Source organism: Paraburkholderia sp. BCC1886 (assembly GCF_900996245.1).
Classification (GTDB): Bacteria; Pseudomonadota; Gammaproteobacteria; order Burkholderiales; family Burkholderiaceae; genus Paraburkholderia.
The window spans coordinates 15902-39333 of sequence record NZ_CAAJGK010000022.1 but is presented as its reverse complement, the minus strand read 5'-3'; the positions used below and the strand labels follow the sequence as shown (position 1 = coordinate 39333).

The window sequence follows — 23432 nt, the reverse complement described above, 5'->3', positions numbered from 1 at the left end:
TTCTTCAAAAAAAATCAAACGATTGTATGCTGAAGTGTTATGTCTCGACCCGTGGATCATGTACTTCAATTGAGATCCAGAAAAGAAAGGATTTCTTTCGCTCGCACGCGGAAACTGTTTGCGTCCACAACCTTCGCACTGGCCCTGGCGCGGGAATGCTCGCCTCTCTTTTGACCAACACCTTCCACAAGGCCTGCCAATTCGGCCGCCGACTCATAGATTGCAACGGAATCGCCGAATACTTCCTCTATGCCTTCACAGCGATCCGATATAACATTTGCTCCGCATGCTACAGCATCGAACAGTCTATTCGACAAGAAACCATGAGCCGCCATGTCAGACCAATGATCGTTAAGCACAACGCCTGCCTTAGCATAGTAGCTAGGTAATTCGTTGTTGGGCACGTTAGTCCCCTTAATGATTTCAGCAGGAACAAAGTTCTCCCACCGCGTCCCATAGATATCTGGACTGATGCCAATGCTCAGGGCGTCACGCACGATCTTTCTGAACTGGTTCCGCGAATTTCCGACAAACAATACTTCCGTTGCAGGAGCGTCTAAACCTGCTGCCGCTCGCAAATTGAACTTTCGGTCGTCCGTACACTGGAGCAGCACATCTACCGGAACCCGAAGCCGGGATGCTAAGTGCCGTGCATAACGATGCGAAGCGACGAAAACGCGGTCGTAGGAGTTCAGTTCTTCGTCACCCACTTTCTCTGGGTGACTAATTAACCAGACAAGGTTGCACTGGCCTGGCTTAACTTTGTACTCCGACAACCCGCGTAGAACCAGGGTCACGTCGTCGCCTTCCGCGTCGCCTCGTTCCCAATCCGGCAGGAAGTCAATCCGCGCGCGATGGCCATACGCTCTCAGTTCGCGAGCCAAGCTCGCAGCAAAATGGTAATCACCCCACTCAGCCGCTTGCTCGCGTTTAGGCACGGGAATTTTGACGCTAAACCGCAGCGCACCACTGAGATGGTCTCTGAGATGCTCCCTGAACTCATACGCACGTTGCATGTAAGTATGTTCGTCGATTACTCGACGGCGAAGTTTATCGACAAGCGTCATTCTTTTTGCTTCGTCAGTCGAATAAACTATTATCAACTCTGCTAGGTCCTCCGGCGTCTCGTACACCGGCAGCTCGCCGTTAAACACATCATCCGACGCAGATCGCGAGTTCGTTACAACCAGACAACCAGCCGCCAACGCATCAAAGACTCGGCTATTCACAGATCCCCATGGTTTCGTAACGTGATTGGCATCGTCGATTGCAATCTTGGCATTTCTATACACCTCGGGCAGCTCATCGTATGGTAAGAAGCCTTTCGAAAGCCCTGCAAGTTGTGGGACTTTTTCCCAGTTCTTTCCATAAATCGCACCATTTACCGTATCAGGCAGCGCCGATAACGCGCTGACAATCTGGCGCTCTACGTTCCAATAGCTGCCGGTGAAAACGAAATCTTCGCTGGACTCCGGTGATCGCAGATCCGTGTTGAATCGCTCTGGATTTGTTGCAATCCGCAGGACTCTCGGCACCTGTCCAAGTCGCTGGGCGAAATAGTCGGCACCACGTCCTGAGGACGCGAAATAGACGTCATATTCGTCGTGCCACTCTCTATCACACCAACGTTCGAACCAGTTCCGCGCCCAAGCCACTTTCACCAGGCCGGGATGCGCGTCTCGAATACGTCTGGGATCATAGACATCGACCATGGCTATAACGATATCAATGTTCTCTAGCGAGTACCATTGCTCGCCGCGCGGACGGTACTCCACGTGCCATCCGAATTCGGATTCGAATGACTGGCCAAGTTCCATTGCAGTGAACAGGTCACCGGCCGATGCGTGCTTCCCAACCTCCGTGACGGCGAAGGCGACACGTGGAGCTACCTGAGATAGCGGTTGCACGCCAAGCAACAGTTGGCGCTGCATTCTCGTTATATGGCCAGTATATTTCTTCCGAAGTCGTTCGATATTTCCAAGCCGCTGCTGCTTGAGTTCGCCGCCAGGTGTTTTCTTACGCGTCACACCATCAGCATGGATAACGTCGCTTGACGTCACACAAACCGATTTCAGCCTTAACTTTTGCTTGAACGAAAAGCACAGGTCTACGTCTTCGTAACCGTAGTTGTATCCCTCATCGAAACCTTCCAGAGCTAAGAATTCTCGTCGGCGAACCATCATCACAGACCCTGTCACTGCAGGAACCGCACGCGTCAATGCTTGGTTTGGACCTTCGGGGTGCCTCATATTGAATGGCCGCCAAAATCGATACTGTGCGTCCCACTTGAAACCTATTCCGCAGTGATGCCATTGACGTTCTCCGTTCTCGTCAGTAGGCTCCCATTGATCGATACCAACGACACCAACCGAAGGATCGGTTAGGACATGCGCCATCTGATCCAGAACGTTTCGTTCAAAAACAATATCGTTGTTGAGAAAAAGGAGCTTTTCACACCCGACTAGACGCTCCGCCCAACGATTATTTGAAAACGAGAATGTATGGTTTTCCAGCGCGTAGTTGACTTCTATTGGCAAATGTCGCGACCAACGTTCGAGAACGGCCCGCGAATCATCTGTGGAGGCATGATCAGTAACAAGAATACGGAAGGATAAGTTGGGTCGGTTGCGATGGAGAGATTCAAAAAGCCTGTCCAGAAGGACAGCGCCATTAAGGTTTAGTACGATGATCCCAAGATCGCATTTTTCGTCAAAGGTGCTGCGTGACTCAACCTGCGATTTTGAGTGTGCGTCACCGGATGCTCTCCCCCGCCACAAGGAGGAAGCTGTCGCGCCTTTCTCCGGTTCATTCGACGAGATGCTAGTCAGCACACTCAATATACCGAGCGATGGCAACGCGTTGGCCAACACCCTAGCATCAGTTATGACGTTTTTCGGTTCCAAACGACCGGCACACAACTTCTGCAATATTGCTATCTGCGACGCAATTGATAGATTTTTTGTGAAAAACGCTCTCAAATCTCCAGACATTGCCAAAGACACTAATTCTTTCAGTGAGAGACATTCTCTAAGCGCCTCCACTAATTGTTCTTTGTCTGTCAGGAAAATCAGACTCTCACATTGCAGATCTGCCGTCCCCGGCGTCGCCGAGCAGATTACCGGAACGCCCATCGCAAGCGCATCGGTCAGTTTAGCCGGCACTTGATATTTTGCTTCGAGCTCATCGTTTTGCAATAAAACGACACAGTCGGCTATAGCCACGACTTCGGCCAGCTTATCGAACGGCTGGTTTCCGACAAAGAAGAAGTCGCAACCTTTGACTTGTTGCAACTTAGTTTTGAATACGTGGTTCGCAAAATCGCCAACGATGACAAATTGCACGTCATCTCGCTTGAGCGCCGCAACGGCGGTCGCCGTTTCGATCAAGCCCTTGTGTTCCCGGGGAGTCCCAAAAAACAGTATGACCTTCTTGTTTACATCAATACCGTACTTCTCTCGGGATTCACGCTTTTGATCCAAAGACGGGTTGAACAGTTTCTCATCGCGCGCGTGCCTAACGATGTCTCCACCATATAGCTGTTGCAACGCTGCATTAGCGACGGTGACGCCATCAAATGCCCCTGACAACCCGACTGCCAAGCGTGTCCAGTCCCTTCCAATAAGGTTATCCAACGGGGGCAGCTCAAGAAGTTGCGCGCGATAGTCTTCGAGACTAACCGCTGAGTCCGCATTGACAAAAGCAAGCTCTTCGTCGTCAATGTCGACAAAAACGACCGAATCCCAAATCAACTTGTAAAGGAATCCGATCAGAATGTTGGGTGCGCGGGGTTTCGAGAGATGAACAATGTCGTATGGATGGGCAGCTACTAGCTCAATGGCTTGCTCCATGAAATGTGAATCATCTTCGACCACAAAGCTATGCATAGGGATCGAAGCGTTCCGGATCGGCTCCCAGATATCTCGACCGAACTGCGGGAATATGCTTCCAATCAGCTCCACGTTTGCGAATTCTCGATAAATCATCGCTAATGTATATGCACGGCCGGCGCAGTTATGAGAAAGATCCCAACTACAGACGCCCACCGTTTTCGCCTCAGCGTCTACGCGTGTCGACCGATACCTTTTTTTTGCCAAGACGAGATTTGCGGCTATGCTTCTACCCAAGATTGGCGTTCGCGTTACAACGTCAATGTAGTGTTTGATTGCGTCCGCGAAGTCTCCAGCACGCATGGAGAAATTGCCGAGCGCGAGTGATGTATTATTTTTTAGGCTCATGGATAACTTCGAAACCGTCAGTAGAGTTATATATTTACAAAAATAATCTTGGCGGGGCTCGTCCTGAACCAATCCAAGCGACCCTTGAAGTCATTCAGAGTCGATTCAGCGTTTCGTGCGCATTGCTCGCAAACGCTTTATCAACATATCGAGATCCGAATGTTCACACGGAAGCGCTCCGACTCGCGAGAGGATTTCATCAGGTACTAAGACGATATTTGACCACTCAGAAACAATTTCTCGATAAGCCTTCTGAAGTGCAGTACTTTTTGAATTCAGCCCGGAAATGCAAACAAGCCCGGTCGGATAAGCATTCAACAGTAATAGCGAGAGATCTGGTCGCCGTTCACGCAAGATGGGGAGCAGTTTCCAGACATCTCCTGTCCAGGCTCTCGTCTTGCGATCACGGGCTGCCTGCGCAGGCGCCACCGGAAGAATGTCGTCAATCACCACCAACGTATGCTGTCCCGCGTACTTCTCGATATTTATGAAATCGCGCAATGCATATTCGAACAGATGCATACCGTCGATGAATGCCATGTCGACCGGTTCACTTAGCAGGTTCAGGGCTTGTTCCGCGAAGAACTGATCGCTTGTTGCCCGTATCAATTTCACCCGGTCAGGTAGTGCAACCGAAATCGTCGGCGCCGGATCTACACCAATGGCATTACACTTTGCCAAAGCTATACTCTTGCCCGTCTGTACGCCAATCTCCAGATAATTCGAGGGTTGTAATATCTGGTGGATTCGGCCGAGCACCTGATGCTTGTCTGTGTCGCCAAGCAAAGCCTCATCTCCGGCACTCCCCAACGGAAAACTCTTGATCTCCTTGTACGCTTGTGCAAGTCGATCATAGTATAGTTGGCTCATCTCCGCGCCGTCTACAGACGCCAATCTTTGCCAATATCGAATCGCGCTTTGAAGGTCACCGTTACGCTGTGCAGCTTCTGCGGCGGCAATTAGTAGTGGAGGAGCATCAGGAGTATTTTCCAATACAGCTTCTATCTGGACGAGTATGTTCGACGTCTCACTCTGTCCAGCGCGCTGCATGGCAACAGCAGGTTTCTGCTCGCCTCTTGAAGAAAGCCGATGAAGTTGCTCGGCAAGCCTTGTTTGCGCGATCAACTTGACGTCGTTCCCGTTTGAAGCAGCTCCAATCGCGATCTCGAAATGTTTGAGAGCCCGGGCCGGTTGTTTGTCGATCGCAGCTACGCGGGCAAGACTGTTGTGGACCCCTGCAGCAAGAATTTCGCAGATTGATTTCTGACTCGCTCCCCACTCACGAGCGAGCTGGATAAATTGCTGGATATCTCTGAACTGATTGAGTTGCAAACGACCAGCCACCACGAGCATCGCCAATTCGGCGCGATCGGGGTTTACTCGTAGTTCTTCGATGGTAAGACACGACAGGTTCTCCCAATCGCCCATCCGCCAATAACCACGCATGCGCTCTAGCAGGGTCCCTTCGCAACCCGCTGCATCATCATGTACAGGTTCCGCTTTAGATGCGGTACCAACGCTGCCACTACTTGCAGACACTCTTTCAAGATTGCCGGTCATTGGCTCCTCGCTCATTGCACCGGCTCCTGAAGCATTATTTGCTTGATCAAATTGAGCTGAGCCTCAGCACTAGCCAAGTCTTCTTTCACCAACCGCTGACAAACGTCCCAATTTGCTTCATTAGCCTGGTAATTTTTGACTTGCAGTTGCAATCCATCGATTCGTTGAAGGCGTTCCTCGGACAGTTTCAGGACGCCTTCGTATCGTGCCGCGATGGCGGCTTTCTCCTGCTCGATACGGGTTTTGGCTTGCGCCGCTGCGTTGCCGACCTCATGACTTTCAACCAACCGTTTAGCTACTTCTTCGTACCGCTCTAAGGAAAGCAATTTCTCCTGTGCGAGTTGAGCATTCGCCTGCTTCAATGCACCTGCTTCCCGGCTACATTCGGCCAACAACTTAGCAATTTCATCATGCCTTTCTACCAAACCCAACTTTTCCTGTTGGAGCTGGCTATTTGCCTCCTTTAAGGCGCTTGTTTCCCTGCTACAGTCGGTCAAAAGTTTGGCTACTTCATCGTGCCTTTCCGCCGAAACCAACCTGTCTTGTACCAGTTGGGCATTTGCCTGCTTCAATGCGCCCGATTCCCGACTGCATTCCGCAAGCAGCTTGGCTATTTCCTCATGTCTTTGTTTGGAAACCAACTTTTCCTGTTCGAGCTGAGCATTCGCCTGTTTGAAAGCGCCCGCTTCCGAGCTACGCTCGGCCAAAAGTTTAGCTACTTCACCGTGCCTTTCCGCAGAAACCAATCGATCTTGGGTCAGTTGTGCGTTTGCCTGTCTTAGAGCGACCGCTTCTTGGCTGCGCTCGGCCAATAATTTGACAACTTCATCGTGCCGTTGTGCCGAAATCGCGTGTTCCTGTGCTAGCTGAGCATTCGCCTGCTTTAATTCACCCGCTTCTCTGCTAGATGCAGCCAGTAGTTTGGCTACCTCAATATGCCTTTTTCCAGCGGTCGACTTTTCTCGTTCCAAATGTGCCGTGATCTGTTTTAGCGTCTTGATCTCCCGGCTATGTTCGATGGCCCGTTTGTTACCCGCATTTATGCGTCCCTCAAGCGCAGCCTTTTCACGTTGAAGGTGGATTACCGTTTGCTCCAAGGCCTTTAGTGCATGATGACGCTCACCTGCTTTAGCGAAAGCTTCTTCCTGCTGCCTCGCAAGCGCGGCATTCTCCTCGGTGAGCAGGAGTCGAGCTTGCTCCGACGCTCTAAGTTTCTCGTCACGTTCAGTGACCTGTGACGCAGCTTCGTCCAGTTGTCGCGCGCCTTCCGAAATCACTTTTTCGAGGCGTAGCATGGCCTGCGTCAAAGCGTTGATATGTTGACTACGGTCAGTGAGTTGCACATTGACTTCGATCAGCCGCTGTTCTAGCGCGAATGCCTTTTTCTCAAGCGGCTCTTTCACTCGCTTCAGCGCTTCAACTTCCTGCTTGCGCTCGCTAGCCTGCCGAGTAATGTCCTTCAACTGCCCTTCAAGCAGAGAGAGCCGCTGCTCCAACTGCGCCCGTGCCCGCTGAAGAGCGCCGACCTCTTGCAAACGTTCAGTAGCGAGCTTCGATTGTTGAAGTCTTTCGGATTCGAGACGGTGCAATTCGCGCTCGAATCCGACGCGTTGTTCGGATGAACCGGCCTGTTGCTTCGCTTCAAACTGACGCTTACTTTTTGCCTCAAGTCTAAGGCGGTTAGCCTGCCGAGTCTCAGACTCGCTAAATTTTGTATCCGGCGGCAGGATATCGAGCATGGATTCAGCTTCGATCACATCGCCTGCTTCGTGCAGCCTGAAAGCGAGCCATTTGAGTCGGAAGGCTTTTGGATCAAGCGCGTACGCTTGACGCGCAGCATCTCTGGCATTGGCACGATCGCCCTCCATCAGATACCGCGCAAGACTCGTGTAGCCGCTGGCTTGAACGGAGGGCGCAATCGCGTGCTTATCCATCAGCTCAGCGACAGTGACGAAGCCGCCTTGTTTAAATGCCTCGACGACCTTGCTAAAACTTTTGCCGCCTAGCGACGCGGGTGGTGTTTGCTGCCTGTTTGCGCGCCAGATCTTGCTTAACTTTCCAGGCAACCTGACGAAAACCTTCGGCGATTCCACTGCCTCGATCAGAAGATTGCCCACCGTAGCGTTTAAAGCATTTTGCTGCTGATAAGCGTAAACTTTGCGCTGGACCTCCGCGAGAGCTTGCAAACGTAGGTTCTCTGCCAAAGCTTCGGTGAGATCGCTATCCGGCAAGCTTTTTGGGAGCGTCGTGTAGCTCGTCGAGCCATGCAATTCCCCCTTCGCCAATTCGTCATTGCGCTGGTAAGAACGCTCCAATTCCTCCTGCACCTGATGCAGTTGGAGCAACAAGAGCTCGTTTTCCTCATCGACTTCTACCAAACGGCATTCGAGATTGATTTGATTTAGATGATCTATCGTCATTTGGCGTTGCTCCAGATTCCTCGAGTATCGATAAGCACTTGCTTGCTGCTCAGTTTGGGCAATGCGCCTTTAAAGGCGGCATGATCAACAAGCAAAATGATGAGGTGCGCGCGGGAGACTGCCTCCTCTAAATTCATCAGAAAAACTTCTGCACGCACAAGGCTATCGGGTAACGCTTCGCGATTAGGCTCCACCACTACGACTCTCCCTTTATGGTGTGCAGTTACTGCTTCGACGACTGCAAGTGCTGGACTTTCGCGCAGATCGTCGATGTTAGCCTTGTATGCAATTCCCAAAAAAGCGATGCAGATATCCTTGGCAGCCATACCCGATCGAATCAGGCCCTCGATAGCTTCTTCTATCTGCCTGACCACCCACTCGGGCTTCGCATCGTTTACCTCGCGTGCTGCCCGAATCAGCTTCGCCTGCGTCGGTGCACTGTCTACGATAAACCAGGGATCAACCGCAATACAGTGCCCACCCACACCGCACCCTGGTTGCAATATATTGACGCGTGGGTGTCGATTGGCAAGACGAATCAGTTCCCACACATTGATTCCCTGCTCATCGCAAATCATCGACAATTCATTAGCGAATGCAATGTTTACGTCGCGGAAGCTGTTCTCCGTCAGTTTGCACATTTCCGCGATCCGCACCGTCGTAACAAAGCACTCGCCCTGCACGAAGGACTTGTAGAGCGAGACAGCCGCTTCCGAACAATTTGGCGTCATACCACCGATGACCCGGTCGTTCATAACGAGCTCATGTACGATCCTTCCCGGCAAGACTCGCTCGGGACAATAAGCAATTCGTATGTCAGATCCGTCGCCGGCCTGATGCGGGAACGTGAGATCCGTCCTAATCTCTGCCAACCAACTTGCTAACTGCTCCGTGGTTCCAACCGGCGAAGTCGATTCAAGAATTACAAGATTACCGCTTCGTAATACTGGACCAATTGACATTGCAGCAGCTTGGATGCAGCTTAGATCGGGCTTTTGATCCGCGGTTAGCGGAGTCGGCACGGCAATGACGAAGGCGTCGGCAGGTTCCGCCTGCATGGTCGCACGCAGATAGCCAGCGGATACTGCCGCCTGGACCAATATATCTAGTTCAGGTTCAACGATATGGATATCTCCGCGATTAATGGTATCCACGACGTGCGAGGAAACGTCAACGCCAATCACTCTGATTTTGCGCGCAGCAAACAGAGTAGCCGTTGGCAAACCGATATACCCAAGGCCAACTATCGAAATCGTATTCAAAATGCACTCACAGTATCACTGACCATGGAGCTACTTCGTCACGTGGCAAGCTGCGCTCCCTTAAACGCAAATTGCTATGCAGCCAGCGAAAAGACACGCTTCTTTCAATAACAATTTGGCCGGTTCGACTACTTGCGTCCATGATGTCCGAGTCCTAGTTTGAGAGAATGTCCCCACCGATTGTCCGACTCAATCCACGTGATCAAGAATGATGCTTTCCAATAATTTTGCGACGCCAATTATCGACAGCCCAATCAATAGCGTGACAAATGCGTTGTAGAAACGCGTCGGAGCTAGTGGGTAGTCGGGCATTGTGGGAGATTGCAAAATCGAGACCATTTTCAGCATGCGCGCCGCGTCCATCCGACCCTGCTCGAGCGAGGTTAGTGCAGTTTTGTACAAATCCTGCGCAAAACTCGCCTGTAGTTGCAGACGCTGGTATTCCTCGACGGTGTAGTTAAGCGTCCGATTTGTTGGTGAAGCTAATTCAGCACGCTTCTGAGCGATCTGCTGCCGCAAAGCACTAATGTTCTGCTTGAGCATCATGACCGTAGGCTGATCTCGATTTAAATTAGGCGGCAAAGAAGCAAGTTGCGTCTCAACGGCGGCTTTTTGCGCTTCAAGATTATCGATGAGCGTGTTCGCACTCTCCGCGGTGTTCTGCGGAGCTGCCAACCCTTTACGGTTTTGAAAGCTAATCAGGTCTTGAGTTGCGCCTAGGAAACGGTCATGAGCAAGCGTGACCTGCTTCGACAGGAAATCGACTTGCGACTGGGCAAGCTGATGTCCGATCTCGTTCATATGCGCCTCGCCTAACTGGACCATCAACTCGACGATTGCGTTCGCGGTTTTGGAGTCGTAGGCTTGGGCATTGATGCGCAATACGCCACTGTAAGTGTCGTAATCGACACTGATACGGTTTAGCCAATATTGATAAAACTGTTCTTTCGGAGCATTCTTGAACCACATCCGCGAGACGGGATCTCGGCGCCAATCACTGTAGTGAGCGCGCAGTTCAAGCGCAGCGTCCAACTTCTCCAGCATATCTTCGGAAAGAAGATATTCACGAAGTAAAAGTTGATCGGTACTGGCCAAGCTGGCTCCGCCAGCCGCTGCGATTGCAGGTATGACTAGGCTTGAACTGTTGGCTTGGTCGGTTCTCTGCAAAATAATGGTTGCCTGAGAAACATAGCGATCTGAAGCGACGAACAGCCAGTACGGAATCGAGATGATGGTAAAGACGATTATCATCCAAGTAATCAATCGAAATACCCGGACAGATAAGAGCGCCGTTCTCAATTTTTCATATGCGCCGGCCCACCCAGGGCCTGAGCGCATGGTCTCAGCTGCGATTTGTTCTTTCATGAAAATAGCTCGTTCTTGTATGCAGCTAGTCCGTTGTCCAAGTCGTCGAACCAATAAGCTTGGCCCTCGTTGATCCAGATGGCTGATTGGCAAAACTGCCTCAGAGTTCCCTCATCGTGAGCCACCATGATCACGCTAGCATTCCCCGTTGCACTCTTGAATGCCTCAGCTGCTTTCTTTCTAAATTTCATATCACCTGCGGCGGTGACCTCGTCGGAGATAAATATGTCGAAATCAAAAGCCAAAGACAGACCGAACTGCAAACGCGACCGCATGCCAGAGGAATAGGTCTGCACGGGTTCGTTGAAAGCATCGCCCAACTCAGCAAAGTCCTCAATGAACGCAAGACGATCTGCCAACTCATCCTGATGCCCGTGAATACGACAGACAAATTTGGCATTCTGACGCCCTGTTAGCGTCCCTTCTAATCCACCCCCACCCACAGGCCACGATACCCGACTGAGACGCTGGACCCGACCTTTATTAGGAAAATCAATGCCAGCAATGATTCGCAGCAAGGTGGATTTGCCCGCGCCGTTGTGTCCGATCAGTGCGACACTTCTTCGAGACGGAATGGTCATATTGATTCCACGTAGCACCCACTTCCCCGGTCCGTGCTCTGTGTGATAACGCTTGTGAACATCCTCGATAACAATCATCGCATCACCAGCTTTCTTGAGAAACGTTTATACAAGCCCAATCCAACCAACAGCAGCCCCAAGGCCCAAGCGTACAAATAGCCGAGACTAATGCCATCGATAGTGTGATATGTCGGCATAAATCCCTGCCTCATCGTCTCTAGCCCAGCGACGACAGGATTGTCAGCAAAAATGTATTGATACGGCTCGGGTATGAAAAGCAACAACGGTAGCAACGCCCCCGATATGTAATAGAGCGGCAAATAAAGTATTTTGAAGATGTGATCCAGTTCAGGAACAAAACGCATAGCGACTGAAGTAACAAGACCAAATCCCAACCCCAGCAGCCACAGTCCAAAGACACTGACGATCACCAACAGAGGATCTTGAGGAAGCCAAACGGGATTCACCAAATCAGGCGTGATGGCGTGGCCCGCAGCGATGGTGATAGCGATCAGGACGATAGATATTGGCACCATCAGAAACAGTTCCAGCACCGCTCTAACGATGGCAACGTCCAGAGGTTTCACCTGTCGATATGCGAAAAACGCACGATTGGAATCGATACCATGCAAAACTTGCGTCCAAGTTCTACGCCAAAGGAGAAAGCCTATAAATCCGCTGATAATCCACATATTGATCGCGAAACCACCGACCTCATGGATACGAAACGTCTCAAGTCCGAATGCATGGATCAATATGTAAATGATCGGCTCAACCAGTAGCCACAACCACGCTGCCCGCGCCTCAAACAGACGATCTAGCGCTTCGCGAAGAAAAATCGCGCGCCACACAGAAACCGTGACTTCGAACGGAGTACGAACTCTTGCCATCATTATCCGCTACTGAAAATCGCGAGTGAAGGTAACCGCAGGATCGGCCACCATTGCGATATACGACAAGAATTTCCTGAACTCGGCGCCGGGAGAATTTGTGACGTAGATCAAATCGTGATTCTGGATTGGGAAATTCTGCGTCACGAAAAATGCGGCGGGATCGCGCAAATTGATTTCGTAGATAACAGGGACCGTGCCCCTGACGGATTGCACCGAAAGATCTTTCTTGTCGACTAGCTTGGCGTCCTCGAACCGGAAAACAAAGACTCCCCGAGCGTCCGCACGGTTATCGCTCATACCCCCTGAGCGGGCGAGCGCTTGTGCAAGTGAGATACCTTGAGCTTCGAACGGAATCTCATCGTTCTTACCCGTGGCACCGAGAACCGAAAAGGTCAGTGGCTGAAACAGCGCCGTCACGACGTCCCCCGGCTTAAGGGTGATATTTTGCATCGGGTCGCGAATTACCGAATCAAGCGGCATCGTGGCCGAGACATTTCCACGCGAAAGCTGCACTGCCATATGACTGACCGGTTGCTTCAAACCGCCAGCAAACGCCAATGCATCCAGTAGTCTCTCGCCCTTCGGCGTGAGTGGCATCATCGCGCTGTTGTTGACCTCACCCACCACAGTGACATTCGACGCATTGTTCTTTGTGACCGTTACCAACACCTGCGGCTGATTAGCCTTCCCCTTCAGATGGCTGACGATGCTCGCTTCGATCTGTTCAGTCGTTCGACCACTCACTGTTACCCGACTCGCGAACGGGATGGCGATGGTACCGTCAGATGCGACCATTTGTGCTGGCAATGTAATGCCGTTTGCTGCATTCACGCTTACTGAAGGCGCAGATCCAGATACCGGTGCCATCGTGCCGAAAAGCATCGCGGGGGGCGCCTCCCAGATCGTCACTGCAATGACATCCCCTGGACCAATCAGGTAATTGTTTGCCTCCCCCCCCGGGAAAGTATCCGAGAATTGACCTAATTTCTTAGATTCAGCGAGTTTGCGAGCCACCGCATCGTTGACATCCACCAACTGGACACCTTCGACGTTGGGTGCGCCGTCCTGTTCAATAATCTGCTGACGACTCGCGCCCGACGTCGGCAACCAGTCGGGAAACGTGCCGCATCCGGAAAGCGTTAAAAGCACAGGCAGACACACTGCAAAAATGTTCGTCTTCATTGAACTATCAGATTCCCAATTCGTATCACTGCGCGGCACAGCCGGCCAACCGAGCCACCGCCGAAATAGTACGGCTAATCTGCTCCGGCTCATGCGTCGAGCAAATAAAAAACCGCAACCGTGCAGCCTTCTCCTCCACCGCAGGATAAAAAATCGGCTGCACGTTGATACCTTCCTCGAACAACGCATTGGCCCACTGCGCGGCCTTCAGCGAACTGGCGGTAATCACCGGCACCACCGCATACCCCGCACTCGTACCAACATTCAGCCCTGCCGCGCGCGCCTCCGTCAAAAACTGCTGTCCACGCTCGCGCAAGCGCGCAACACGTTCGGGTTGCGCAATCAAACCCTCTAGCGATGCCAGCGAAGCAGCTGCAAGCGCAGGCGCAAGCCCCACGCTGTACAAGAAACCCGGCGCAAGATGACGCAACATATCGGCGAGCGGTTGACAGCCCGCGATAAAACCACCGCAGCCCGCCAGCGTTTTGCTCATCGTGCCCATCCACAGGTCGACACGATCCGACGCCACGCCGCAATGCTCCCGAATACCCCGTCCCGTCGCGCCGAGCACACCGAGCGAATGCGCCTCGTCGACCAGAAGAAACGCGCCGTGTCGTTCCTTCAGCTCGCAAAATCGCTCGAGATCAGGCAAGTCGCCGTCCATGCTGTACAACCCTTCGATCGCGATCAGCACGTGCCGATACTCCCGACGCACACGCGTCAGCAATTCGTCCAGCGCGCGCCAGTCGTTGTGCGCAAAGCTCAAACGCTTCGCACCGCTGAGCTGTGCGCCCTGCACGATGCTGTTGTGCGCGAGCGCGTCGTGCACGATCAGATCGCCCGGGCCGAACAGCGCGCCGATCACGGTGACGTTCGTCGCATGGCCGCTCACGAAGGCGACGCAGTCGTCGGTTTCGTAGAACGCCGCGAGCGCGCGCTCGAGTTCGCGATGCACGGGGCGCTCGCCTGCAACGATGCGACTCGCCGATGCCGAGGTCCCGTAACGATCGATCGCCGCCTTCGCGCGTTCCGCGATAGTGGGATCGCCTGCGAAACCCAGGTAGCTGTAATTCGCAAAGTTCACGTACTCGCGCCCGCCAATCCGCGTAGTCGCGCCCGCAATGCCTTCATGCACCCGAAAGAAGGGCGAATCGACACGCAGCGTTTCGCCCATCTCGCGCATGATGCGCACTTGCTGATACTGCGGCATCGCCTCGAATCGGCTCCGCGCCGATTCGACTGGTGCAACGGACGAAGTCGCGGCATCAGCAGCGCGAGGAACAGTCGATGCATCGATCGCCCGTTCCATCTGCCGCTTCAGCGCCTTCGCCGCCAGTTGCTGGCGAACGTGTTCTCCAAGTCCCATGTGATCCTTTCCGCCCGCGTCAAGCGTCCGCGTTGACCCACTCATAAGCGCCGGGCGTACCGAGCAGCGCTGCGAGCAGTCTGTAGTTCATTTCATGCGTAGGCCGTCGCGCCGTGACATGACCGAGCAGCGGCGCGCCCGCCAGTGCGAGGTCGCCGACCAGATCGAGCACGCGATGCCGCACGAATTCGTCCGGCTGACGCAGGCCGCCCACCACCCGCTTGCCGACGATCGCCGCCGTGCACGAAAGGCGCGCGCCGCGCAAGATCGGCTTGCCGCTCAGCAAGCCGACCACGATCGCCGGCACGGCCCACTTGATCTGGCCGTACGAGCGCGCCGAAGCAATCTCGTCGGCGAACGTGCGTGGCGTAAGCTCGCCATGCCACTCCATATCGCCGAAACCCTTCAGGTCGTTGTTATGCACGCTGAGCCGATAGTGATCAGCCGGTTCGACGCGCATCTCGCGAAGCGCGGCGCCTGTGCCGTCGGCCACGCCAACCGATTTCAGCACGCGCAAAAAGCGCTTCGGTTGCGGCAGCGCTGCGCGCCCGCACGCCTTGATCGCATCGATCCAGGGCTGGGCGCTGCCATCGAGAATGGGCACTTCTTCAGCGTCGAGTTCGACGATCGCATGATCGATCTCGCACACCAGCAGCGAGCCGAGCAGATGCTCGACGGTACGCACGCCGACGCCGTCGGCGCCGCGTAGCATCGTGCAAAGCGGCTGGCCGAGGCGCAGCGCCGGGTCGGCCGCCACCACACCGAGCGGTGCGCCGCCACGAACCCGGCGAAACACGATACCGTGCCGCTCGCCCGCGGGATCGACGGGCAAAATCCGCACGTTCACGCGTTGTCCGGTATGCAAGCCGCGCCCCGACAGCACCAGCGGTCGCGCCAGTGTGCCCTCGCTCGCGTGCCAGCCCGAAGGCAGCTTTACTCGGCAAACGCCGGCGTCGACTGACATGACTCGTCCCCCTGATGTTCGTGAGCGTGTGGCTGCGTCTGGGCTTGACCCCGTGCGAGCATCGCGCGCGCCTCGTCTTCGTTGAGAGCGTGCTGCGCGACCAGCGCGGCAACCTGTTCGTCGCTCACGTTGGCCGCATCCGGCGCGGCTTCTTCTGCTTCGCGTTCGTCGACCAGATCGACGATACGCACGGCAAGCGTGCGCACCGTGGCTCCATCCGCAATCGCCATGATCGACAGCTTGACGCCGAACGATTCCTCGATCGCCATGCCGAGTTCCATCCCCATCAGCGAGTCCATCCCGAGATCGAGGACGGAGCGGTCGAGGTCGATGCGCTCGGGCGACATATGCAGAATGCGCGCGATCTGAGCGCACAAGCCGGTCTCGACCAGCGCGATGGCTTCCGGTCTCGGCAGTGCGCGCAGCCGTTCGAGCAGCGCGCCGTCCTCGCCCGGCGTATCGGCGACATCGCCGGTTTGCAGCGCGGTGTAGCGACGCGCCTGCGCCGCCGGCATGCCGCGCGAAATCGCCGACCAGTCGAGCCGCACCACGGCTTCACCAGCCGTGCCGCGCGCGAGCATCTGCTCGAGCGCTGCCATCGCTTCGCAGGAAGTGATCGACGCACCGCCGATTCGTGCCTGCAACGCTTCACGGGTCACACTATTGCGCGCGAGGAAACCGACATCTTCGATCGGTCCCCACGCCATGAAGGTTGCGACCAAACCGGTTGAGCGACGATGCGCGACCAGCGCTTCGAGAAAACTGTTAGCGGCGACATACGCGCCCTGGCCCGGATTGCCGAGGTACGTCGTCGCCGACGAATACAGCACGAAGAAGTCGAGCGCACAGCGCTGCGTCGCGCGATGCAGATTCCAGGCTCCCGCAATCTTCGGTTCGAGCACGGCCTTCATGCGCGCGTCGTCGAGGTTGCGCAGCAGGCCGTCGTCGATACGCATCGCGGAATGCAGCACGCCCTTGAGCGGTGTACCGGTCTTTTCGATCGACACGACGAGGCGTTCGAGCGCCGATGCGTCGGTCACGTCGCACGACATCACCGACACGATCGCGCCCAACTCATCGCGCCAGCGTTCGATTTCCTGCTTCTGCGCCGGTTCGAGCGCTGCGTTGCGGCTTGCCAACGTCACGTGCCGCGCGCCACGCGCAATCATCCAGCGCGCGCTCGCGTAACCCAGCCCGCCGGTCCCGCCGACGATCAGATACGCCGCCTGCGGATCCAGCTGTGGCGTCGGCGCAGGCGTGCCGCGCGTCGACTCCGGCGTGCCGGCGGGATACGTGACGAGCACCTTGCCGATCTGACGCGCCTGCTGCATGTAACGGAACGCCTGCTCGGCGCGGGCCGCGGGGAACGCGCGATACGGCAGCGGATGCAGCACGCCATCCGCGAACAGCGCCATCACTTCGGTAAACAGCCGTCGGGTCAGTCCGGGCAATACGCCCATCAATTGATCGGCGTCGATGCCGAAATAGCTGATGTTGTTGCGGAACGGCCGCAGGCCGATCTGACTGTTCTCATAGAAGTCGCGCTTGCCCAGTTCGAGGAAACGGCCGAACGGCCGCAACGTATCGATGCCGCGCACCATCGCCTCGCCCGCGAGCGAGTTCAGCAGAACATCGACGCCCTCGCCTTGCGTGCGCTCGATAATCTGATCGGCGAACGCGAGGCTACGCGAATCGAACACGTGGTCGGCGCCAAGCAGGCGAACGAATTCGCGCTTCTCATCGCTGCCGGCCGTCACGAAGACTTCCGCGCCGAGGTGGCGCGCCAGTTGGATCGCCGCAATACCGACGCCGCCCGCACCACCGTGCACGAGCACGCGCTCGCCGCGGCGCAGGCGCGCCAGTTCGCACAGCGCGTAATACGCGGTGAAGAACGTGGTCGGAATGGTTGCGGCCTCTTCGAACGACATCGGCTCGGGCTTACGCGCAATCGCGGTCGCGCGCGTGACGACACGCGTCGCGAACGATGCCGGCGCAAAACCGAGCACGGCATCGCCGGGCGCCCAGCCCTTGACGTCGGGTCCGACACGAACAATCCGCCCCGACAGCTCCATACCGATCGTCGCGCCCGCGAAGCCGGACTCGACCGCTTCGTCGGAGAGCAGGCCCATTGCGTACATCACGTCACGGAAGTTCAGGCCGGTCGCAGCCGGCGCGATTTCGACTTCGCCGGATCGCAGTTCGCGCTCGGGCAGCGCAAACCATTCGAGATTGCGCAGCGAACCCGGCATGCCGAACGCAAGCACAGTTGACGACGGCTCGCGCTCGTCGTCGCTGCGTCGTGCCGCCTGTTGCGACGGCAACATGCGCGGGACGAACCGGCCGTGAGATTCGATCACCACTTCTTCTTCGCCGTCGTCGTCGAGCAGCGTTCTAACCAGACGCGACGATGCTTGCGCATCCGCCCCGGTCACGTCGATCAGGCGCAGTGAGAGCGTGGGATATTCGTTGGCCAGCACGCGGCCTAGACCCCACAGGCTTGCCTGATCCGGCTGGGTGGCAGCGCTGCCGTCGAACGGCGCACCGCCTCGGGTCACGACGGCGAGTTGCGTGCGCGCGACCAGCCCGCGTGCGTCAAGTTCACGCACGAGCGAAGCGAGTGCGAGTGCCCCGCCTTCCTGCGCTCGCATAAGGTCGGCGCCATCTGCATCGTCGAGATTCGCGAGCGGAGCGACGAACACGATTTGTGCGGGAGATGTCTGGCGAACCAGCCACGACGCTACGTCGCCCACCGGCCCGACTTCGATCTCGCAGCCGAGGCGGGTGAACTCGCCGGCCAGTGCGTCGCCGAAAGCATCGGCGGAATCTTGAACGAGGAGCCAGCGCGGCGCCGCGGCTTGCTCCGCGCTGCTTGTCGCACGCGGCGCGGACGCCGGCCGGCGCGCAACAACCAGAGTCGGCGCACCCTCGAGGTCGAGGTCCTGCTCCTTGTAACGCGTCACGTCCTGCAGACCCGCACGCTCGCACAGCGACACGAGTGCGGCGGGACCGAACGTGCCGTTGGCCGTCTTCGTGATCTCGCGGCCGGCGACACCGACCACGAGGTCGCCGAATCGGCTGCGACGCGAGTCCGCCAGCACGACGAAGCCGCCCGGCGCGAGCCGTTCGGCGATCGTGCGCAACACGGCGAGCGGGTCGGCCTGTTCGCCGAGCATCCGGTTCACGACGATTACATCAAACGGAAGCGCATCGCGGCAGCGCGCGAACAGCGGCTCGTTATCGGCGACCAGCAGCGTCTGTACGTGAGCGTGCGTTTCCGCATCGAGCGCGGCAAGTTGCTGATGCGTTCCGGCCAGCACGTGCTCGCACCGTGCAGCGGACACGCCGATGTCGAGCGGCTGCAATGTTTCGCTGCTGAGCGCGCCGATCTCCAGCACCCGCAAACGACGCGTACGCGGCCAGTGCGCGAGCGCTGCGTCGACACAAGCGGCAAGCATGGCGCGCGTATGCGCCCAGGTCGGCGAGGCATCGAAGAACTGCTCGACCAGACTGCGGCCGGTCGACGAGAGCAATGCGCCGTGAGACGGGGCATCAGGCGAAGCGTCAGGCGAAGTGTCGCGCAGCACGCGCGGCAGAGCGGCCCCGACATGCGCGAGCAGCGTCAGTTCGGCAACATGCGCCGGCGACGAAGCCAGCACCTCGCGCCACAGTGCGCCCTGCTCAGGCATCGACGCACACGCCGCGTCGTCGCGCACGAGACGTCCGCCCTCGACATGAGCGAGCCCGTCCTCGACCGCGATCTCGGCCAATCGCGCCAGCAATTGCGTATTCGAATCCGACGGCGCTTCCGGCTGGGTAAAAGCATTCACCGAATCGAGCGCATTCAGTGCATACAAACCGACTAGCACGTCGAGCAACGGCAACGTTTCCGTCAGATGCCGCGTGCGGTGTGCGTTGTCTTCGTGCGAGGCGACCTGCAGACTCGCGCGGTCGAGTAGCGCGGCGGGCTTCGGCAGCGCGTCGGCCGTGAACTCGTTCGGCAACGGTCGCGCTTCCAGCGCATAGGTGAAATGTGCCGGCGCGCTGTGGCGACGCCCTGCCAGATCGACCCGACGAAAACGGCAGCCTGACAGCCGCGCGACGATGGCATCGTGCGCATCGAGAAACTCGATCGACGCGACGATCGAATGCGGATTGCGGCGATGCACGCGAACGAGCACACGCTCAACGGCATCGCCGCGCAAGAAGTCGATCCGTTCGATCTGCACCGGCACGAACGCCGAGCGCGCATCGTCGAGCGCGGCGCCGGCCTGGCCCAGCACGGCGAACAGCGGATGGAAACCGCTATCCATCAACGCGGGATGCAACAGGTAGCGTGCGAGTTCTTGCGTATCGTCGAGCACGGCAGGCGTGGCCAACTCGGCCAATGCTGTATCGCCCGACACCTGCACGGTACGCACCCAACGGAACGCCGGCCCATAGCTCAGGCCAATTGCCGAAGTGCTGGCGTACAAAGCGTCGCCATCGGTCGGCGCCGATGCTACGAGACGCGCGAGCAGCGACGGGTCGGGCGCGCTGCGCGCATCGAGTGTGCTTCCACTTGCGAGCAAACGTCCCGTCACGTTCAGGGTCCACGCAGCCTCGCTCATGCGGTCGCGTGTCTCGATGACGAAGGACGCGGTGCGCGGCTCGATGACGAAACGGAACAGCTTCGCATGCGACGGCTGGAACACGACCGGCATGCGGATTTCGAGGTTCTCGAGCGCCACCTCCGGCGTGCGGAAGAACATCCGCGCGGCGGCCAGCGCCATCTCTACGTAGCCCGCGCCCGGAAACGCGACACCACCGTCGACGACGTGATCGGCGAGCATTGGCACGCTTTGCGGATCGAGCGGGTTCTCCCACGCGAACGCGTGTTCGTGAAGACGGTAGCCGAGCAGCGGATGGTCGACGCGACGGTTCAGCAGGTTATAGCCTTCGACGCTCTGTTCGAGCCAGTGCTGTTCGCGCTGCCACGGATAAGTCGGCAACGCCGTGCGAGGTCCGTCCGGCACGAAGCGGTCGAGGTCCACGCGGGCGCCCTGCGCGACGGCCGACAGAATGGCATGCTCCAGCGTCTCCGCGCTTTCGTGATGACGCTTGAGCGTCGACACGGCCACGCCGGTTACCTTCAACGCAGCCAGCGTCTGTTTCACGTAGGTGCGCAGGATGGAGTGCGGCGCGACTTCGATGAACACGCGAACGCGGTCGTCGACGAGACGCGCGATGGCGTCGCCGAAACGCACCGGCTCGCGAATGTTGCGCCACCAGTAGCCGGCATCGAGCGCGGTACCGGACAACACGTCGCCCGTCACCGTCGAGACGAATGGCAGCGTGCCTTCGCCCGGCGACAGATCCGCAAGACCCTCGCGCACGATCGGCTCGATCGGATTCATGCGGCTGCTGTGAAACGCGTAGTCGAGATCGAGCAACTGGAAGAAGGTGCCGTTCGATGCGAGCGCCGCACCGATTGCCTTCAGATCGTCGAGCGCGCCGGCAAGCGTCACGGCTTCCGGACTGTTGCTGCCGGCCATCTCGACCGTCGACTCGAGGTGCAGTCGCGCGATCAGTTCGCGCGCGGCCGCCTCGCCAATGCCGGCCGCGGCCATTCTGCCGGTGCCTCGCGTGAGACCCTGCGCAGCACTGCGAATCCGGATAACGCGCACTGCTTCGGCGAGCGTCAACGCACCGGATGCCCACGCGGCCGCGATCTCGCCGACGCTATGGCCGACGGTCGCGTCGCAGCCTACGCCGCGCGCGTTCAGCACGCGCGTGATACCGACTTGCATCGCGAACAGCAATGGTTGCGCGTTTTCTGTCTCTGCTAGCCAGACATCGCTGACGCCCTCGGTCATTTCCGCGACGAGCGACGCATTGCCGTCGGCTTGCCATAGCGCATCGACCTCGTCGAGCGCGGCGCGGAACACTAGGTCTTCGGCATAGAGTTGCTTGCCCATGCCGGCCCACTGACAACCGTTGCCCGAGAACACGAACGCCACGCGGGATTGCGCTTCCACTGCCTGGCCGAGTGCAACGTACGCAGGCAGCGTGGGATCCGTCGAGGGATCCGCGAGTGCCTGTAGCGCCGCGCGTCCTTCATCCAAATTAGCCGGCGCAACGACCGCGCGGTGTTGCAGCCATTGACGACCGCGCGCCGCGCCGGCCGCGAGCGCCGACCAGTCGGCGCCGGCGTCGAGACGCTCGAGGTAACGCGCAGCAAGAGCCGCGACCGCGGGCGCCGAACGGGTACTCAGAACGAGAGCCGGCAAGCGGCCTTCGTTACGAGAGATCGAACGCGCGTCTTCCAGAACCTGACGACCTTCGGTGAGCACGACGTGCGCATTCGTTCCGCCGAAACCAAACGAGTTGATACCGATCGTCAACGGCGTGTCGTCGCGGGCTTCGAGCGGCGTGAAGCGATCGACGACGCGCAAGCGGCCGCCCTCGAAATCGATGCCGGGATTCGGCGCGTCGAAATGCAGCGAGCGCGGCACCGCGCGATGCTTCAGGCACAAGATGGCTTTCACCAGACCCGCCATGCCCGAAGCGGTTTCCAGATGACCGATATTGGTTTTTACCGAGCCGATCAGCAGCGGATCGGCCTCGGCCCGACCGCCGGCGACGGCGTCGATGAGCGCGCGCGCTTCGATCGGATCGCCAACGGAGGTTCCGGTGCCATGCGCTTCGAGATAGGCAAGCGAGTGCGGATCGATGCCGGCACGCCGATACACGTTGCGCAGCAGTTCGGTCTGCATCGTGGCCGACGGCACACTGATGCCGCCGTACGAATGACCGTTGGAGTTGACCCCGGAACCGGCGATGACGGCGTGAATCGTATCTCCGTCCGCGAGCGCCTGGTCGAGCGGCTTCAGCAGAACGAAGGCGCCGCCCTCGGCGCGCACGTAACCGTCGCCGGTCGCGTCGAATGCGCGGCAACGGCCGCGCGGAGACAGCATGGACGCCTTCGAGAAGCTCACGAAACCGAATGGATGCAGCAGCAGATTGACACCACCGGCAAGCGCCATTTCCGTTTCGCCCGATTGCAAGGCCTGCACGGCCTGGTGCAGCGCCACCATCGACGACGAACACGCAGTGTCGACCGATAGACTCGGTCCGCGCAGATCGAACAGATAGGACACGCGATTCGACGCGATGCTCAGCGTATTGCCGGTTGCCGAATACGGATCGACCGTATTCAGATCGGCCATGTTGCGGTTGCCGTAGTCCATGCCGGCCACGCCGACATACACGCCGCAGTCGCGGCCGCGCATGGAGGCCGGCGGCACGCCGGCGTCCTCGAAGGTTTCCCATGCGAGTTCGAGTAGAAGGCGCTGCTGCGGATCCATCTGCGTCGCTTCACGCGGCGATACGCCAAAGAAGGCTGCGTCGAATCCCGCGACGTCGTCGAGGACGCCGGCGGCAAAGGTATAGCTCTTGCCTGGCTCGCGTTTAGATGGATGCTGGTGATACGCGGTGCCGAACCGGCCCGGCGGCACGACAGTCACCGCGTCGCGTTCGTCGCAAAGTAATTTCCAGAACTCGTCGGGTCCTTTCACCCCACCAGGAAAGCGACACGCTATCCCGATAATCGCAATTTTTTTTTCCAT

Annotated in this window: 11 protein-coding genes; all 11 read right to left on the bottom strand. The window is 57.4% G+C overall.

The annotated features are described in order from the left end of the window. Positions 1-65 precede the first annotated feature (65 nt). Positions 66-4235: a glycosyltransferase gene (locus FQ746_RS01800; RefSeq protein WP_144106959.1), complete on the bottom strand. Its 4170-nt coding sequence runs from the start codon at positions 4233-4235 to the stop codon at positions 66-68. Between the two features lie 105 nt (positions 4236-4340). Further along, a complete protein-coding gene (locus FQ746_RS01795) occupies positions 4341-5810 on the bottom strand; it encodes a class I SAM-dependent methyltransferase (protein ID WP_144106957.1) in 1470 nt (489 codons plus the stop codon). Then, positions 5807-8215, bottom strand: a complete 2409-nt coding sequence (locus FQ746_RS01790; RefSeq protein WP_144106955.1) for a hypothetical protein — start codon at positions 8213-8215, stop codon at positions 5807-5809. Before FQ746_RS01790 ends, FQ746_RS01795 begins: the two co-directional genes overlap by 4 nt. Then, positions 8212-9477, bottom strand: coding sequence for a UDP-N-acetyl-D-mannosamine dehydrogenase (gene wecC, locus FQ746_RS01785; protein ID WP_313955553.1), 1266 nt, complete (start codon positions 9475-9477; stop codon positions 8212-8214). Before wecC ends, FQ746_RS01790 begins: the two co-directional genes overlap by 4 nt. A 189-nt stretch (positions 9478-9666) precedes the next feature. Further along, entirely contained in the window at positions 9667-10842 is a 1176-nt protein-coding gene (locus FQ746_RS01780) for a chain-length determining protein (RefSeq protein WP_260853849.1), read from the bottom strand. Further along, positions 10839-11501 (bottom strand): ABC transporter ATP-binding protein, encoded by a 663-nt coding sequence (locus FQ746_RS01775; protein ID WP_144106951.1) that lies wholly within the window; start codon positions 11499-11501, stop codon positions 10839-10841. The genes FQ746_RS01780 and FQ746_RS01775 overlap by 4 nt, the downstream gene beginning before the upstream one ends. Beyond that, the gene (locus FQ746_RS01770; protein ID WP_222105838.1) at positions 11498-12316 is read right to left on the bottom strand and encodes an ABC transporter permease; all 819 of its coding nucleotides are present in this window, start codon (positions 12314-12316) and stop codon (positions 11498-11500) included. The genes FQ746_RS01775 and FQ746_RS01770 overlap by 4 nt, the downstream gene beginning before the upstream one ends. Positions 12317-12322: 6 nt before the next feature. Beyond that, the gene (locus FQ746_RS01765) at positions 12323-13498 is read right to left on the bottom strand and encodes a polysaccharide biosynthesis/export family protein (protein ID WP_144106949.1); all 1176 of its coding nucleotides are present in this window, start codon (positions 13496-13498) and stop codon (positions 12323-12325) included. A gap of 25 nt (positions 13499-13523) precedes the next feature. Next, positions 13524-14864: an aminotransferase class I/II-fold pyridoxal phosphate-dependent enzyme gene (locus FQ746_RS01760; protein ID WP_144106947.1), complete on the bottom strand. Its 1341-nt coding sequence runs from the start codon at positions 14862-14864 to the stop codon at positions 13524-13526. 19 nt (positions 14865-14883) lie between these two features. Then, a complete protein-coding gene (locus FQ746_RS01755) occupies positions 14884-15828 on the bottom strand; it encodes a UDP-3-O-acyl N-acetylglycosamine deacetylase (protein WP_144106945.1) in 945 nt (314 codons plus the stop codon). Then, the gene (locus tag FQ746_RS01750; RefSeq protein WP_144107295.1) at positions 15798-23432 is read right to left on the bottom strand and encodes a type I polyketide synthase; all 7635 of its coding nucleotides are present in this window, start codon (positions 23430-23432) and stop codon (positions 15798-15800) included. The genes FQ746_RS01755 and FQ746_RS01750 overlap by 31 nt, the downstream gene beginning before the upstream one ends.